Below are 15,840 nucleotides of genomic sequence, written 5' to 3' on the forward strand. Positions count from 1 at the left end.
CTCTGCGGTCTAGGCTGGTCAGTCAGTCGCCCTCGGGGCGCAACGCCCAAAGCAGGGACAGGAGCGGAACCGATGAAAACCCCAGCCAGTATTGTCTGCCTGATGTTCACGCTGGTTCTCGCGCCGCCCGTGCGCGCCGAAGACCCGCCCGCCAGCCCTGCGCCCGAGGCTACCGATGACGCGCCGCTGATCAATCCGCAGGTGGTCGACAAGCTCATCGACATGGGCAATTACCTGCGCAGCCTGCCGAAATTTCAGGTAGATGCCCAGGTCTCGCGCGACACGGTTCTGGAGTCCGGGCAGAAGATCAAGACGGAGTCCGCCAACACCCTGAAAGTGGTCGGCCACGATCGTCTGTACGCGAAAAGCGAAGGCGATGTGCGCACCCGCGAGTTCTTCTACAACGGCAAAAAACTCACCCAGTATTCGCCGTACCTGAAGTACTACACCACAGTCGACGCCCCGGCCACCGTGGCGGAAACCCTGCACAGGGTCGAGAACTTCTACGGTGTGCAGGTGCCGATGGAGGATCTGTTTCTGTTCGGCAGCGATCAGGCACAGATCGATGCCTTGAAAGCTGCGTTGTACGTAGGCCCGTCGATCATCAAGGGCCAGCTCTGCGACCACTTGGCGTTTCGCCAGGAAGGCATCGACTGGCAACTGTGGCTGACCCGTTCCGACAAACCCTTGCCGTGCAAACTGGTGATCACCACCACGGACGAAAAGAGCTATCCCGAGTACAGCGCGGTGTATCAGTGGAACCTCAAGCCGACCATCCCGGAGACGCAATTCACCTTCAAACCGGGCAAGGGCGATGTGGCGATTGCGTTTAAAAAAGCCAGCGATCAGGGAGGGCAGTGACATGAACAAGTCGATGACGTGGAGTCTGTTGTTGTCGCTGGCCGCCGCAACGCTGTTGACCACAGGTTATGTCGCCGAGGCCGACGCCCGGCCGCAACGTGCTCAAGGGCATGCCCGCGCCAACGTCAACCGCGCGCCGGCACCCAACGCGCAACGGGCGCAGCGAATCAACGCACCGCAGCGGGCCAATCATGTGAACGCCAATAATCGGGTGAATGCGAATAACCGGGTGAACGCCGGCAATCGGGTTAATGCCGGCAACAATGTCGGCAACCGCACTTACGTCAACAACAGCAATCGCAACGTCAACCGTAACGTCAATATCGACAATCACCGCGATGTCGACATCGATGTCGACGGCCATGGCCGTTATGGCTACGACGATAACTACCATCCAATTGCGACGGCAGCGGCCGTAACGGCGACAGTCGCGGTGACGGCGGCGGTGGTCGGCTCGATTTTCACCCCGGCGCAAATGCCCAGCAGTTGCGTGCAGGTGATTCGCTACAACGTTGCCTACATGCAATGCGGCTCGACCTGGTACCAGCCGCAGTATCAGGGCAGTGATGTGACGTATGTGGTGGTCAATGCACCTTGAGCAGGGCTGAGGCTTTCAGGCTTTCGGCAGCCAGGGTTGCATCTGCGCCAACATCCCGCGCCCGCCACGGCGCAAACCAGTGGCCAGCGTCAGCCACGACAGATCGCTGACGATGACTTGCGCGGCAGGCACCAGCCGTACCTCACCGGCGGTGCCGCCGGCAGGACCACCGTCCGGCATGAAAATCGTCAGCCAGTCATCCACGCTTTCGACGATCAGGCACAGCCGAAAGCCTTCGCCTTCGGCAATCATGCCGACCTTCGAACCCTCTTCGTTTTCCATCCCGGCAAACCGCGCGGTGGTGTCCTTGAATAGCTGATAGCCCGGCAAATTGCTCAGCAACTTGTTCTCGGTGGCCTCCAGCGCCCGCGCCGCCACTGAAGTGCGCGCGAGCAATCCGGCGAGAAAACACAGGATGATCAGCCCCAACAACGTGGCAACGGTCACCAGCGTGACGCCAGCCACATCAAAACCCTTGAACATCGGCAGCAGCTTCTCGACGGGGCCGCGCAGCAGGTGAATGGCTTTTTCGATCAACACGACGATCAGCACCAGCGGCAGGATGAACAACAGCCCGCCGATGACGGTGGTCTTGATGAACTTGAACATGACGGCTCCTTGAATGACGGGCGAGGCGCATTCAAGGCTAGCTGATGCCGGGCGACATGTTCGATATGGCTTGAGGGGAGAAATGACAGGTGGCGAGGACGCTTGCTCCCGCTGGGGGGGCGAAGCGTCCCACGCATGATGCCTGGAGAGTTCGGGGCTGCTGCGCAGCCGATCGGGAGCAAGCTCCCTCGCCACAATGACGAGCGTGTTCTCTGCTGAGTGCGGTTCGATCTGGCCTCAGTCAATCCGTGGATGCTGTTGCGCCAACTCTTGGCGCTTGGCTTCCAGCGCGGCGATTTCGGCGTCGATGTCTTCGATTTTCTGCTCGATGTTGTCGTGGTGTTCTTGCAGCAGTTCCTTGGCTTCCTCAAGGTCCGAGGCCGCCGGTGCAGCGCCACGCAGGGGCTTGTTGGCAGTTTCCTTCATGGTCACGCCGGTGACCAGGCCGACCACGGCGATGACCATCAGGTAATACGCCGGCATGTACAGATCGTTGGTGCTTTCAACCAGCCAGGCGACCACAGTCGGGGTCAGGCCGGCGATCAGCACCGAGACGTTGAAAGCTGCGGCCAATGCGCTGTAGCGAATGTGCGTGGGGAACATCGCTGGCAGTGTAGAAGCCATGACACCGATAAAGAAGTTCAGCAGCACGGCCAGCATCAGCAGGCCGGCGAAGATCAAACCGATCTTGCCGCTGTTGATCAGCATGAACGCCGGAATCGCCAGAATGAATAAGCCGATGCTGCCGACGACGATGAAAGGCTTGCGGCCGATCTTGTCGCTGACGAAACCGATCAAGGGCTGCACGAACAGCATGCCGACCATGATCGCGATGATGATCAGCACGCCACGGTTTTCGCTGTAGTGCAGGTTGTGCGACAGGTAGCTCGGCATGTAGGTGAGCAGCATGTAGTAGGTGACGTTGGTCACGGCCACCACGCCGATGCAGGTCATCAGGCTGCGCCAGTGTTTGGTCGCGACTTCCTTGAACGACACTTTCGGGCCACGGGCCAGGCCTTCGCGGTCACCCTGTTCGAGTTTTTCGACGTGCTGCTGGAACGCCGGGGTTTCTTCCAGCGCATGGCGCAAGTAGAGGCCGATCATGCCCAGCGGCAGGGCGAGGAAGAACGGCAGGCGCCAGCCCCATTCTTCAAACTTGGCTTCGCCCAGCGTCGTCGAGATCAACACCACCACACCGGCACCGAAAACGAAACCGGCGATTGAGCCGAAATCCAGCCAGCTGCCAAGGAAACCGCGTTTGCGATCCGGCGCGTATTCGGCAACGAAGATCGACGCACCGGTGTATTCACCACCGACCGAGAACCCTTGAGCCATTTTCGCCAGCAACAACAGGATCGGCGCCCAGATGCCGATCGAGGCATAGGACGGGATCAGGCCGATGGCAAAGGTACTCAGCGACATGATCACGATGGTCGCGGCGAGGACTTTTTGTCGTCCGTACTTGTCGCCCAGCGCGCCAAAGAACAAACCGCCCAGCGGCCGGATCAGGAAGGGCACGGAGAACGTCGCGAGCGCGGCGATCATCTGCGTGCCGGGATCGGCGCCGGGGAAGAACACTTTGCCGAGCACATAGGCGACAAAGCCATAGACACCAAAGTCGAACCATTCCATGGCATTGCCCAGGGCGGCGGCGGTGATCGCCTTGCGCATCTTGGCGTCGTCGACAATGGTGATGTCGTTCAGGCCGATCGGCTTGACGGTTTTTTTGCGTGATTTCATCCGGGTATTCTCTTTGCTGATCCATCTTGCCGCGTAAATGCCATCGATTTGATGGCGCGTGCTCTTTGGCTCAGATACATGAGGACACGAAATAATTCACTGCTCACTGCTTTTTTTCCCGCACGCCCCTGTAGGAGCCGCCGAAGGCTGCGATCTTGATCGTTCCCATGCTCTGCGTGGGAATGCCGCCGGGGACGCTCTGCGTCCCACCATCAAGAGATCGCAGCCTTCGGCAGCTCCTACAGATCTCAGTGTAGTGAAGGGCGAGGGTTAGCTCGGCAATTGCAGATTATCCAGCACCCGATTCACCGCCAGTTCCCCGAGCATGATCAGTTGCGCAATGCCCAACAGCGTCCGGCGCTGCGACGCTGGTATGAGATGGGCGAAGTCATTGGCGATGTTTCTTGCGCAAGCGAGGGTTTCGCAGGCATCGACCAGCAGCTCCTCGTTTTTGAAGTCGGCGGTGACGGCGTACATCCTGCGAGGTTTACGCGGCGGTGGCCTGGAACCCGGCGGGCAGAGGTAGTGATCGAGGGCGCGGTCGGCGGCGTCGTTGAGTTTTTTTGAATCTAGGGATTCGTAGGGGGAGGTGAGATCGGATTCGGGCGGGTTAGGCGTTGGTTTGATCATGGGTGAAGCTCCTTGACTGTTGGAGCCGCCACATTTCGCTGCGAAACGAAGAGAGGTGGCAGCTGTACGCAGGTTCGCAGACCGGGAATCAAGGAACCCGGCATACCCGAAGGTATCCCGCGCACAGCCGCCATGAAGCACCGTTGCGATAAATATCGAGAGCAACGATCTGGAGCGCTGTGCGCCTTGATTGATCCGGGCTGCGAAACCCGATCGCTGAGTTGTCAGCGACCGGACCACAATAGAGCCCGCCCCAAAGGCGCACAAGCCGGCGGATTCTGGCGTAGCTGTAGGCAATTACGCAAGGTTGCGTAGCCTGATTACATGTCTTGGCGTGTCTTTTAAACGAGGGTGTTTAAAAGCCAAAAATTGCAGTCTCCAACGTCGTCATCGGGTAAATGTTCAGGTCTGCAATCTTGATGTTGGGACGCAGAGCGTGGGAACGATCAATAGGCCTTATACATAGATGCAATCGGGTAGCAGTGTTCAAAAGCGGATTGAATGATGGGCGAGTCCATACATAGGAGCTGCCGAAGGCTGCGATTTTGATCGTTCCCATGCTCTGCGTGGGAATGCCGCCGGGGACGCTCTGCGTCCCAACATCAAAAGATCGCAGCCTTCGGCAGCTCCTACAGATATCGGTGCAGCGAAGGGCGGGGGTTAGCCCGGCAATTGCAGATTATCCAGCACTCAGTGATCGAGGGCGCGGTCGGCGGCGTCGTTGAGTTTTTTTGAATCGAGGGATTCGTAGGGGGAGGTGAGATCGGATTCGGGCGGGTTAGGCGTTGGTTTTATCATTGTGAAGCTCCTTGAGAAAAATGGAGCCGTCAGCCATCGCTGCTAAACGAAGAGGTGGCGGCTGTACGCGGGTTAGCAGACCAGGCTCAAGGATCCCGGCGCACCGAAGTGCCCCACGCAAAGCCGCCATTACATATTGGCGGAACTCACGTGCCTTGATAATTGCCGAGCTGCTAAACCCGATCGCTGATTCGTCAGCGACCGGACCACAATAGAACCCGCCCCCAAGGCGCACAAGCCGGCGGATTCTGGCGTAGCTGTAGGCAATTACGCAAGGTTGCGTAGCCTGATTACATATCTTGGCGTGTCTTTTAAACGCGGGTGTTTAAAAGCCAAGGATTGCGGTCTCCGGCATGGCCATAGACGGGTGGAAATACACCGTGATTTCTGCACGTTAAACAACAAAGCCGCGGTACTAGCGACGAAGCCCTACATACGATTGCCGCAGATCACTGGCCCAGCCATCCAGCACGACTTTGACGTCATCGGCCGTCAGCACTTGTTGGTCGTTTTCCAGTGCCACACCGGTGCCCTTGCGCACCACTTCGGCGATCACTTCGCCGGTCGAACCGTCCTCGAACGACACCTCGGTGGCGACTTCACTGTCCTGATCGCGGATGCCGGCAGCGGTACTGATCCCGGCAGCCACTAACGTGACCGGCAACCATTCATAAAAGCGCAAGCCCTGAGTATTGGTGGCGACCTGAGTGATGGCGGGGCGTACGACCAACGTGTCCGGTCCCGGCTGATTGACCAGGTGCAAGACCTTGCCCAATTCCAGCCTGAGCGCCGCGTCGTAGTAGTCGGTGACGCCGGCGAGGGTGCTCAGCGGGATGCGCTTGGTCGGCTCGGCACTCGGGTAAAACTGGCTTGGCGCCAGGTACACCTGAGTGTAGCGAGCCCTGGCCAGGGCCGGGCTGACCCACGCCAGCAGCGGTTGACCGGATGGCGACTGACGCTCGCTCAACACGCTGTAGTCATGCAGAAACCCGGTGGGTTCGACCTTTTGATTGCTGCAGGCCGACAAACTCAGTGAGGCGCTACACAACACGGTCATCAGGCAATGGCTTCTCATCAACGCGCTGCCTGCTGCTTGGGTGTGCTGTGATCCGAGCACTCGATGTGCAACTGGCCGTGGCGCATGATCCATTCGACAAGGTCGGCGGCCGCGATGCTGTGCACGTACTCGACCCAATGCGCACTGGTCGGGCTGAATTGCTCGAAGTAGCGGCGCAGCACGATCCGGCTCTGATCGCCCGACACGCCCAGGCACGATTCCTGAAACACCACCGGCGTGTCGGGACCGAGCGCGGCGGTGCGCTGGCTGAGGATCAAGGGACGGTTGCTGTGCTGTCCCTCGGTGCAATGGCTGTTGTTCAATACCTTCATGCGAACCCCCTCGATTGGAATGGCTGCAGAATGCGCGAGAGGTTTTGCCAGACGATGTCCGCTTGATGTCTGGCGTGCAGGAATGTTGCTCGATTGAAATAAATGACCCGGGCGGCGAAATGGCTTTAGATAGCCTCTTTTTGGTCCATGGATCCTGTAACCGTGAGCAGACTGTTGTTCGTCGACGATGACGTGGAAATTCTCGCGCTGCTGAAGAAGTTCTTTGTTCAGCACGGCTATGACGTCGACGTGGCGCCCCACGGCGAGGCCATGTGGGCGTCGATCGCCGAGCAGCGCCCGGACACGATCATTCTCGATCTGATGATGCCCGGCGAAGGCGGTTTGAGCCTGTGCCAGAAGGTCCGGGCGCAGATGGCCATTCCGATCATCATGCTCACCGCCATGGCTGAGCTCAGCGACCGCATTGTCGGGCTGGAACTGGGCGCAGACGATTACCTGACCAAACCGTTCGCCCCGCAGGAACTGCTCGCCCGGGTACGCGCCTTGCAGCGTCGCGCGGGCGAACAGCGAGCGGCGGTCGAGCCTTCGCGGCCGGTGATCGCCTTCGCCGGTTGGCATCTGGACATCACCTGCCGCGAATTACGTTCACCGCAAAACGTGATGATTCCGCTGTCCGGCGGTGAGTTCGATTTGCTCGTGGTGTTTCTCGACCATCCGCAGCGCATCCTCACCCGTGAACAGTTGATCGACCTGACCCACGGCCAAGGCCACGACGCGTTTGATCGCAGCATCGATGTGCAGGTCAGCCGTCTGCGCCGCAAGATCGAGCCGGACAGCAAGCGCCCGGACCTGATCCGTACCGTGCGCAACGGCGGCTATATGTTCACGGCCAAGGTCACGCGCTCGTGATCCGCCGACTGTTGCCGGGCGATACCCTCAGCCGCCGGATTGCCCTGACCATCGTCGCAGCGATGCTCGCCTCACTGGCGCTGAACGCACTGTTCGTGCAGGTCGCCGGCATCTGGGCGCGCCCGCCCATTGAACGCACGGGCCTGCTTGAGCAGATTGCCGCGACCTCGCGGGTGATCGAGGCGGCGCCCGTCAGCCTGCGCCCGCAACTGGCGGACGCGGCGAGCAGCGCCATGCTGCAAGTGTCGTGGAAAGCGCAGCGCGCCGATTTCGATCTGCCCAATGACGGCGTTCGCGTCGAAGCGAGCCGGGTGCCGGTGCTGCAACAACTGCTCGGCGGCGATCGCAAGATCGAAGCCTTCAACCCTGACGACTGGCCGCGCAACAATCCCCGTGCGCATTACGCAGCGCTGGTGCAACTGGCGGACGGCAGTTGGTTGTCCTTTATTCCGCCTGAACGCAGCTGGGGTCTGGAGCTGGGCACGCGGATCGCAATCATCATCGCCCTGGGCCTGATCGCGACCTTTTTGGTTGCCTGGATCGCCACTCGGCAACTGGCCAATCCGTTGCAACGTTTCTCCCGTGCAGCGCGACGATTCGGCACGGACCTGCGGGCGCCACCGATCAAGATCGAAGGCCCCCACGAAATTCGCCAGGCCATCGTCGCGTTCAACACCATGCAGGCGCAGATTCAGCACTTTATTGCCGAGCGCACCCACATGCTGGCGTCGATCTCGCATGATTTGCGCGCACCACTGACGCGCATGCGCCTGCGCAGCGAATTCATGGAAGACCTCGATCACCAGCGCAAGCTGATTCGCGATGTCGAAGAAATGCAGTCGATGATCAACGCTGCACTGGCGTTCTTTCGAGAAGACACGCACCGCGAGCCAAGCACCGCGTTCGACCTGTCGGAGCTGCTGCAAACCATCATTGATGACTATCGAGATCAGCAGATTGAGGTCGATTTCAGCGGCCCGGCGCATCTGGTGTACGACGGCCGACCGCTGGGCATCAAACGGGTGATCGTCAATCTGCTGGAGAACGCGGTGAAGTACGCACAGCAGCCGCGCATTGCGTTGCGCGCTGATGAGTATTCGATTTGCATTGAAGTCAGCGACACCGGCCCCGGTATACCCGAGGCCGCGCTGGAGCAGGTATTCGATCCGTTCTTTCGCCTGGAAGCTTCGCGCAACCGCGACACCGGCGGCGTTGGCCTCGGGCTGTCGGCGGCGCGCGCGATCGTGCGTGAACAGGGGGGCGAGCTGACGCTGAGCAATCGTCACGGCGCAGGGTTATTGGCGCGAGTCGAGCTGCCGCAATAACGAAAGGGTTGCGAATACCTTGAAACACTTTGAAACATTCGTGCACTGCGGGCGGTCAACAGCTCACATCCCGCACAAGAAGCGTCCATGAAAACCCCGCGTCCCTCCGCCCGACTTGAACCGCTGTCGCAACTGCGCAATCTGAAAATGGCCCGCTCGGCGCACGCTTATGTGCGCGGCAGCACCGTGCAATTTTACGAGTGGCTGCACAGCCAACCGGGCCGCAGCCTGCCCAAAGGCCCGGCGGTGTGGATTTGCGGCGATTGCCATGCCGGCAATCTGGGCCCGACCGGGGATCTCAAAGGGCAGATCGACATTCATATTCGCGACCTCGACCAGACCGTTATCGGCAACCCGGCGCATGACCTGGTGCGCTTGGCACTGTCGCTGGCCACGGCGGCGCGGGGCTCGGACCTGCCCGGCGTGGCGACCGCACGCATGCTCGAAGAAATGATGCGTGGCTATGAGCAAGCCTTCGTCGGTGATCTGGATGAAGACCCGCCACGGCCGGCGCAAGTCAAAGCCGGCATGCGCAGTGCCGTGCAGCGCACCTGGAAGCATTTGGCCGAGGAGCGCATCGAAAGCACCAAACCGACCATTCCATTGGGCAAACAGTTCTGGGCGCTGTCGCGCGATGAACGCGCTGCATTGAAAACCCTCTGCGCCACGCCGGAAATCCATACGCTGGTGACGTCGTTGAAGGGCCGCTCGAAGGATGATCGGGTGAAAATGCTCGACTCGGCATATTGGGTAAAGGGCTGCAGTTCGTTGGGGCTCAAGCGTTATGCCGTGCTGCTGGGCGTGGGCAAGGGCGATGACGAGGAATATTGCCTGCTCGATATCAAGGAAGCCGTCGGTGCCGCCGCCCCCCGCGCCGCCCGAGCGGCCATGCCGCGCGACAACGGCAAACGCGTGGTCGAAGGCGCGCGGTTTCTTTCACCGGGGCTGGGCAATCGGATGCTGGCGACACGCATGCTTGATCACGGCTTTTTTGTTCGCGAGTTGCTGCCGCAGGACATGAAGCTGGAACTGGATCAGTTGAGTCAGCGCGATGCGATGCTCGCGGCCGGCTATCTGGCGCGGGTCGTCGGCGTGGCACATGCGCGACAGATGGATCTGGCCACCCGATCCGAGTGGATGGCGGATTTGCAAACCTGTCGCTCGAAACGTCTGGACGCGCCTTCCTGGCTGTGGACCAGCGTCGTGCAACTGGTCGGCAATCATGAAAAGGGCTATCTGGAACATTGTCGGCGGTACGCGCTACAGCATTGACTGGCGCGTCGGGCTATTGGGCCAATCCCGCCAAGGCAATGCCCAACGGCTGGGCCGCACCGGCCGTGGTGGCTTTCATTTCGCTGCGGTAGCCGTTTGGGCTGGTGCCCAAGTGTTTTTGGAACGCGCGGCGCATGCGTTCCTCCCGGCCAAATCCCGCTGTTTCGGCAATGCGTTTGATCGGCTCGCTAGTGGTTTTGAGTAACCGAGTGGCCGTTTCCAGACGCAGGTTCTCCACCGCTTGCGCCGGTGTTTCGCCCGTGGCGGCAACGTAGGCGCGGGCAAAATGGCGCGGGCTCATGCCGAACTGTTCAGCCAGTCGCTCCACGCGCAGGTCACCGTTCAGATTCGCCGCAATCCACGCATGCAGCCGCGCCAGGCGCACGTCCGGATCGGTGCGCAAGGCGTTGGACTGGGCATTAAGCGAGGCGCTCAGTTGCGGCTGCTCCGCGCCGCGCCAGAGGAACACCGTGAAATACCGCGCCAGCGTCAACGCCGCTTGCGCGCCGAGGTCTTGCTCGACCAGCCCCAGCGCCAGATCAATCCCGGCGGTTGCGCCGCCGCATGTCCACAGATTGCCGTCGTGCAGGTACAGCGCCTCGGTCTGGCAATGTACCGCCGGATAGCGCGCCTGCAATTCGGCGGCAAATTTCCAGTGCGTCACCACTTGCCGGCCATCGAGTAACCCGGCAGCCGCCAAGGCAAAAGCACCCGTACCGATCGAACAGAGCCGGCGGATCTGCGTTGATCGCACCCGCAACCAGTCACAGGCCTGTTCGTCAGCTTCCAGCGCCGCCATTCCCGGGCCTCCGGCGACGATCAACGTGTCGATCTGCGGGGCCATCTGATCGATCTGTGCAAGTGAGCAGGTCGCGACGCTGATACCCGAAATCGACAAGACCTCGCCACCCTGCGGCGACGCCATCAGCAAGCGATAGGGCGGTTGACTGCTGAAAGCGCCGCCCAACACACGCGGTATCGCAGCGAAGACCTCCAACGGCCCGGCCGCATTCAGCAACAACAGATCATCGAAGGCCAACACCACGACGGTGCGGACTGGCTGCGGCGGGGTGTCCGCCATGGCAGCAAAGGAGGGGTGTTTGGCATGGAGCGGCACGGCGGGCCTCGACATACTGAATTCAACGCAAAAAACGAGGCCACGACAATGCCGGTAAAACCCGCGACTGCCAAGTATTCACTCACCCGTCATCTCGGCCAGTGCCTGCAAGCACTGTTGTGCTGCGCGACTTTGTTGTTGGCGGTGCCGGCGGCCGAGGCAGCGTTGAAAGTCGGTGACCAAAGCGGTTTGACCCAAGCGTTGCTGAAGGCATCGGGGCAAGACCAAGGCATCACCTATGCATTATCGTGGCATCCGTTTCTGGCCGGCACGACCTTGCTCGAAGCGCTGAGCGCCGGGGCAATCGATGCCGGTGTCGTCGGCAATGCGCCGCCGGTGTTCGCTCAGGCGGGAGGCTATGACGTGCGCATCGTCGGGGTGGCCAGCGGCGCGCAAAACAACAATGCGCTGCTGGTGCCGCAAGGTTCGACCGTTACGCAAGTCGCCGACCTCAAGGGCCAACGCATTGCCGTGGCCAAGGGCAGCAGCGGCCACTATCTGTTGCTGGCGGCGCTGCATCAAGCGGGCCTGACGCCACGCGATGTCAGCATCGCCTATGTCAGCCCGGTGGATGCGCAAAATGCCTTTGCCAGCGGCAAACTCGAGGGTTGGGCGGTGTGGTATCCGTTTGTGGGCCAGGCCACGTCACGCGGCGCACGGGTTTTGGTGGACGGCAGTGCCTGGCCGGAAACCGGGCTGAATTTCACCGTCGCCAGCCTCAAGGCCCTGAATGATCCACAACGGGCAGCGCAACTGGGCGATCTGCTCGGCAGACTGGCCCGTGCCCAAGCGTGGGCCACTGCGCACCCGCAGGCGTGGGCCGAAGTGTTCGCGCAAACCACCCGACTCCCCGTGGCGCTGGTGCAAGAGATGCTCGCGCAACAGGACCTGCATTACGTGCCGATCGAATCATCGGTGATCCATTCGCAGCAGCAATTGGCCGATATGTTCGCCAGCGAACGGCTGATTCCACGACCGTTGCAGGTCGAGCAGATCTTCGACGACCGTTTCAACAGCGCCTTGCCCCCCCCCTGACAACCCTTTCTGTTCACCGTGCCGCTTTGCTGGCGGCCGGGACTCACACGCCTGGAGAAAAGCCATGCCTAACCTCGAAACCACCACCCTCAAGCGGCGCAAAACCGGCTTGATCGCTGTCGATCATGCCCGCAGCGCTGGCGGCTACACGCTGTTCGCCCCGCAAACGGCACAGGGCAATGTGTTCCTCATCGACCTCGATGGCGAGGTCGTCCATCGCTGGAAACTGCCACAACGCCCTGGCCGCGACGCGGTGATCCTGCGCAACGGCAACCTCGGTTACAACGGCAACCATCCGGACTCACCGGACCTGTTTCCGGGCTGGTCGGTGTGGCACGGCGGCGCGTTCAGCGAAGTGACACCGCAAGGCGAAGTGGTCTGGGAACACACGGATCTGCTGCATCACCACGATGCGCAATGGCTCGACAACGGCCATCTGCTCTACACCACCGCCGAGCCTTTAAGTGCAGAGCTGGCCCGGCGCGTGGTCGGCGGCATTCCCGGCAGCGAAGCACCGGGCGGGGTGATTTATGCCGACGTGGTCAAGGAAGTCGATCGCCAGGGCAATGTGGTCTGGGAGTGGCGCAGCTGGGAACACCTGCGCCCTGAGGATTACCCGTTGCACGAATGCTTTGAGCGTCACCACTGGCCGATGACCAATGCGGTGACGCCCGGTCGCGACGGCAAAGTGATCCTCAGCCTGCGCAGCGTTTCGTCGGTGATTGCCGTGCAACGCGGCAGTGGCGAAGTGTTATGGCGTCTGGGCCACGATCTGGTCGCGCAGCAACATTGCCCGAGTGAACTGGAAAACGGCAACGTGCTGGTATTCGACAACGGCATCTTCCGTCCGCACGTGAGCATGCCGCACTCGCGCATCCTCGAAATCAACCCGTCGACGCAGCGCATTGAATGGCAATACGCCGACACGCCGGGCTACGCCTTTTTCACCCCGTTCATGGGCGGCGCACAGCGTTTGCACAACGGCAATACGCTGATCACCGAGGCCAACTTCGGTCGCTTGTTCGAAGTCACTCAGGCCGGTGAAGTGGTCTGGGAATACGTCAATCCGCACTTCGCGACCTATCCCGATGCGGCCTCGCAACGTTATCTGCCGGGCGCCAACAACGCGATATTCCGTGCCCACCGTTATCAGCGCGCAGATCTGCCATGGCTGCGTGACTGAACACCTTCACATCCACCGCAACGATCACGCTCACGCACGCCACGCGCAGCGAAGTATCGACTCCTCTCGAAGAGCGGCTCCTCGCCGCTCCAGGAACCACCGATGAATCTTCTTTTTTCGCGCAACGTTTCAGCTGGCGCCCTGGGTTTGTGCTCGTTAATGCCGTTACAGCCCGCCACCGCCAGTGATTTGCCCAACAACAATGATGTGCTGCAAACGGTTACGGTCGAATCCCGGCGCCGTAGCGAGGACGCTCAGCAAGTGCCCACGGCCATGAGCGTGTTGGGCGCGCAGACGCTGGAGGAGCAACGCCTGTATCGCTTGCAGGATTTGCAGCAGGCGATGCCCAGCGTCAACGTCGCGTTCATGCACGCCCGGCAATCGAGCCTGTCGATTCGTGGCCTGGGCAACAACCCGGCCAGCGATGGCCTGGAAGGCAGCGCCGGGATTTATCTGGACAACGTCTATCTCGGACGCCCCGGTATGGCGGTGTTCGACTTGCTCGACGTCGAGCAGATCGAACTGCTGCGCGGCCCGCAAGGCACCTTGTTTGGCAAGAACACCACGGCCGGCGTGTTGAATATCACCACACGACGTCCGTCATCGACGCCGCAAGGCAGCTTCGCCAGCTCAATGGGCGAGGACGGTTATTCGCAAAACCAGGCGAGTTTTTCCGGCCCGCTCAATGACTCGCTGAGCGGACGCATCGCCGCGTACAAAACCTACGAAAATGGCTACGTGAAGAACCAGTTCGACGGCCATACCCTCGGCGGTGGCGTGCGGCAGGGCGTGCGTGGGCAACTGCTGTTCCAGCCCAACGACGATTTCAATGTGCGTTGGCTGGCCGATTATCACGAGGAGGATTCCAGTGCGGGCACACGCTCGTTGTTCAGCACCGGGCCGACCATCAATGGCGTCAACCGTTATCAACAACGTGCCGCCGCGGTTGGCGCGACGTTGGTGGACGGGCGTCGGGTCAATCTCGACGCCGATCAGAACGTCACGGTGTTTCAGGGTGGCACCTCGCTGGAGGCGAACTGGAACCTGCCCGGCGACTTCACGCTGACGTCGATCAGCGCTTATCGCTGGTGGGATTTCACGCCGCGTAACGATGATGAGCTGAACGTCGACGTGATGGACAACGTCGGCCAGTCGGCGCGCGACAAGCAATATTCACAGGAGATACGCCTGGCTTCGCCGGTCGGTGAACACTTCGACTACGTGTTGGGCGCGTATTACTTCCGTCAGGAGATGAGCAACAAGGTTTTCACCGACTACGGACCGTTGGCCGATACCTGGAACGGTACCCCGCAAGGCGCGCTGAACAATGTCACCAGCATTGGCCATGGCGATGTCGACACCGACAGCTTTGCCACATTCGCCCAAGGCACTTGGCACCTGACGCCGCAAGTGGATTTCAGCCTCGGTGTGCGCGGTACCTATGAGCGCAAACTCGCCCAGGTCACGCGTAACGCACCGGTCGGTGGTGTCGGCGTCAGCGGTGCAGCAGCTGCCGCCAGGGCAGGGCGGTTGGGGGCGTATGATTCCGGCGACTTGAGCCTCTACAGCTTCAGCCCTTCGGCGCTGGCAAGCCTGGCCTGGCACGTCAGCGATCAGGTGCTGGCGTATGCCTCGTTGTCTCATGGCGAGAAGTCCGGCGGGGTCAATCTCAGCGTGGCGAGCGCGCCGGTGGCGGGGGCAGACTCATTGTTGATCGGCAGCGAACGGGCCAACGACGCCGAACTGGGCATCAAGACCACGCTGCTCGATCAGCGCCTGCTGCTCAATGCCAACCTGTTCTGGACCGTGGTCAACGGCTATCAGACCAATGCCTACGACGACGTCAACCTCACCAGTTACCTGACCAACGCCGGTACCGTGCGCAGCCGTGGCGTGGAAGTCGACAGCAGTTGGCGGCCGATCTCGGGGCTGACGATCAACCTCAACGGCGCCTTCAACGACGTGCGCTATCTGTCTTACGACGATGCCCCATGCCCGGCTGAAGTCGCCTTGCGTCCCGGCGCCCCGGCCGCCTGCGACCTGAGTGGCCACGCAGTGGTGGGCGCGTCGAAATGGGTCTTCAACAGCAACGCCAGTTATCAATGGAGTCTGCACAATGGCCTGCAACCCTACGTCAACGGTAGCTACGCGTGGCGCTCCCATGCGGTCGGCACCGTCGATGATTCCCGCGACGCGCAGTTGCCCGGCTACGGACTGGTGAACCTTTCCAGCGGCGTGCGCGGCGATTGGGGCAAGGGCCAGTGGGACGTGTCGTTGTGGTTGAAAAACGCCTTCGACAAGACCTACTACACGACCCTGTGGAATTCCCCGAACGGCGCCTACACCGGGGGGCTGGGCACACCGCGAACACTGGGCATGACGGCGCGCTACGATTTTTGATCGGGACAACGGC

The 15,840-nt window shown here is 61.1% G+C and carries 14 protein-coding genes and 1 pseudogene; 8 read left to right on the forward strand and 7 right to left on the reverse strand.

Translation table 11 applies throughout. From position 1 onward, the window contains the following. Positions 1-72 precede the first annotated feature (72 nt). Both ACQ4MY_RS03340 and ACQ4MY_RS03345 read left to right on the forward strand, forming a co-directional pair. Entirely contained in the window at positions 73-861 is a 789-nt protein-coding gene (locus ACQ4MY_RS03340; protein ID WP_008077551.1) for a DUF2092 domain-containing protein, read from the forward strand. 1 nt (position 862) lies between these two features. Continuing rightward, the gene (locus tag ACQ4MY_RS03345; RefSeq protein ID WP_440093718.1) at positions 863-1,459 is read left to right on the forward strand and encodes a hypothetical protein; all 597 of its coding nucleotides are present in this window, start codon (positions 863-865) and stop codon (positions 1,457-1,459) included. Between the two features lie 15 nt (positions 1,460-1,474). On the opposite strand, the gene ACQ4MY_RS03350 is transcribed toward ACQ4MY_RS03345, so the two are convergent. The 6 genes and pseudogenes from ACQ4MY_RS03350 to ACQ4MY_RS03375 form a co-directional block, all read right to left on the reverse strand. After that, complete coding sequence (locus ACQ4MY_RS03350; RefSeq protein ID WP_440093720.1) at positions 1,475-2,068, reverse strand: hypothetical protein; 594 nt, start codon at positions 2,066-2,068, stop codon at positions 1,475-1,477. 237 nt (positions 2,069-2,305) lie between these two features. Further along, positions 2,306-3,808 (reverse strand): glycine betaine/L-proline transporter ProP, encoded by a 1,503-nt coding sequence (gene proP / locus ACQ4MY_RS03355; RefSeq protein WP_158830965.1) that lies wholly within the window; start codon positions 3,806-3,808, stop codon positions 2,306-2,308. 270 nt (positions 3,809-4,078) lie between these two features. Next, positions 4,079-4,438 (reverse strand): DUF6124 family protein, encoded by a 360-nt coding sequence (locus tag ACQ4MY_RS03360; RefSeq protein WP_440093721.1) that lies wholly within the window; start codon positions 4,436-4,438, stop codon positions 4,079-4,081. Between the two features lie 693 nt (positions 4,439-5,131). Beyond that, a pseudogene (locus ACQ4MY_RS03365) lies at positions 5,132-5,236 on the reverse strand (DUF6124 family protein); the annotation flags it as partial. A 415-nt stretch (positions 5,237-5,651) separates the two neighbouring features. Continuing rightward, positions 5,652-6,311, reverse strand: coding sequence for a DUF3313 domain-containing protein (locus ACQ4MY_RS03370; RefSeq protein WP_440093723.1), 660 nt, complete (start codon positions 6,309-6,311; stop codon positions 5,652-5,654). Next, entirely contained in the window at positions 6,311-6,625 is a 315-nt protein-coding gene (locus ACQ4MY_RS03375) for a hypothetical protein (protein ID WP_008077389.1), read from the reverse strand. Before ACQ4MY_RS03375 ends, ACQ4MY_RS03370 begins: the two co-directional genes overlap by 1 nt. 147 nt (positions 6,626-6,772) lie before the next feature. Here ACQ4MY_RS03375 and ACQ4MY_RS03380 point away from each other — a divergent pair, with 147 nt between their 5' ends. From ACQ4MY_RS03380 to ACQ4MY_RS03390, 3 genes are all read left to right on the forward strand, one after another. Continuing rightward, complete coding sequence (locus tag ACQ4MY_RS03380) at positions 6,773-7,495, forward strand: response regulator (protein ID WP_008077391.1); 723 nt, start codon at positions 6,773-6,775, stop codon at positions 7,493-7,495. After that, entirely contained in the window at positions 7,492-8,820 is a 1,329-nt protein-coding gene (locus tag ACQ4MY_RS03385) for an ATP-binding protein (protein ID WP_158830971.1), read from the forward strand. The genes ACQ4MY_RS03380 and ACQ4MY_RS03385 overlap by 4 nt, the downstream gene beginning before the upstream one ends. Before the next feature lie 87 nt (positions 8,821-8,907). After that, on the forward strand, positions 8,908-10,092 hold the full coding sequence (locus tag ACQ4MY_RS03390; RefSeq protein WP_158830973.1) for a DUF2252 family protein: 1,185 nt from the start codon (positions 8,908-8,910) through the stop codon (positions 10,090-10,092). A gap of 13 nt (positions 10,093-10,105) precedes the next feature. Here the strand turns inward: ACQ4MY_RS03390 and ACQ4MY_RS03395 are convergent, their stop codons facing one another. Then, positions 10,106-11,209 carry a GlxA family transcriptional regulator gene (locus ACQ4MY_RS03395; protein WP_440093725.1) on the reverse strand — a complete coding sequence of 368 codons (1,104 nt, stop codon included), beginning with the start codon at positions 11,207-11,209 and terminating at the stop codon, positions 10,106-10,108. A 48-nt stretch (positions 11,210-11,257) separates the two neighbouring features. On the opposite strand from ACQ4MY_RS03395, the gene ACQ4MY_RS03400 reads away from it, so the two are divergent. From ACQ4MY_RS03400 to ACQ4MY_RS03410, 3 genes are all read left to right on the forward strand, one after another. Further along, positions 11,258-12,244, forward strand: coding sequence for an ABC transporter substrate-binding protein (locus ACQ4MY_RS03400; protein WP_440093727.1), 987 nt, complete (start codon positions 11,258-11,260; stop codon positions 12,242-12,244). Between the two features lie 64 nt (positions 12,245-12,308). Beyond that, on the forward strand, positions 12,309-13,427 hold the full coding sequence (locus tag ACQ4MY_RS03405) for an aryl-sulfate sulfotransferase (RefSeq protein ID WP_440093729.1): 1,119 nt from the start codon (positions 12,309-12,311) through the stop codon (positions 13,425-13,427). Positions 13,428-13,529: 102 nt separating this feature from the next. Beyond that, on the forward strand, positions 13,530-15,827 hold the full coding sequence (locus ACQ4MY_RS03410) for a TonB-dependent receptor (RefSeq protein ID WP_440093731.1): 2,298 nt from the start codon (positions 13,530-13,532) through the stop codon (positions 15,825-15,827). The last annotated feature ends 13 nt before the right edge of the window (positions 15,828-15,840 follow it).

It is taken from the genome of Pseudomonas sp. SM4 (assembly GCF_051913165.1).
In the GTDB taxonomy this organism is placed as follows: Bacteria; Pseudomonadota; Gammaproteobacteria; order Pseudomonadales; family Pseudomonadaceae; genus Aquipseudomonas.

Excerpts from the sequence above, each read along its gene's own strand:
- ACQ4MY_RS03390 (WP_158830973.1), top strand. The coding sequence starts at position 8,908 with ATGAAAACCCCGCGTCCCTCCGCCCGACTTGAACCGCTGTCGCAACTG.
- ACQ4MY_RS03400 (WP_440093727.1), top strand. The coding sequence starts at position 11,258 with ATGCCGGTAAAACCCGCGACTGCCAAGTATTCACTCACCCGTCATCTC.
- ACQ4MY_RS03345 (WP_440093718.1), top strand. The coding sequence starts at position 863 with ATGAACAAGTCGATGACGTGGAGTCTGTTGTTGTCGCTGGCCGCCGCA.
- ACQ4MY_RS03380 (WP_008077391.1), top strand. The coding sequence starts at position 6,773 with ATGGATCCTGTAACCGTGAGCAGACTGTTGTTCGTCGACGATGACGTG.
- ACQ4MY_RS03350 (WP_440093720.1), bottom strand. The coding sequence starts at position 2,068 with ATGTTCAAGTTCATCAAGACCACCGTCATCGGCGGGCTGTTGTTCATC.
- ACQ4MY_RS03410 (WP_440093731.1), top strand. The coding sequence starts at position 13,530 with ATGAATCTTCTTTTTTCGCGCAACGTTTCAGCTGGCGCCCTGGGTTTG.
- ACQ4MY_RS03340 (WP_008077551.1), top strand. The coding sequence starts at position 73 with ATGAAAACCCCAGCCAGTATTGTCTGCCTGATGTTCACGCTGGTTCTC.
- proP (WP_158830965.1), bottom strand. The coding sequence starts at position 3,808 with ATGAAATCACGCAAAAAAACCGTCAAGCCGATCGGCCTGAACGACATC.
- ACQ4MY_RS03405 (WP_440093729.1), top strand. The coding sequence starts at position 12,309 with ATGCCTAACCTCGAAACCACCACCCTCAAGCGGCGCAAAACCGGCTTG.
- ACQ4MY_RS03360 (WP_440093721.1), bottom strand. The coding sequence starts at position 4,438 with ATGATCAAACCAACGCCTAACCCGCCCGAATCCGATCTCACCTCCCCC.
- ACQ4MY_RS03370 (WP_440093723.1), bottom strand. The coding sequence starts at position 6,311 with ATGAGAAGCCATTGCCTGATGACCGTGTTGTGTAGCGCCTCACTGAGT.
- ACQ4MY_RS03375 (WP_008077389.1), bottom strand. The coding sequence starts at position 6,625 with ATGAAGGTATTGAACAACAGCCATTGCACCGAGGGACAGCACAGCAAC.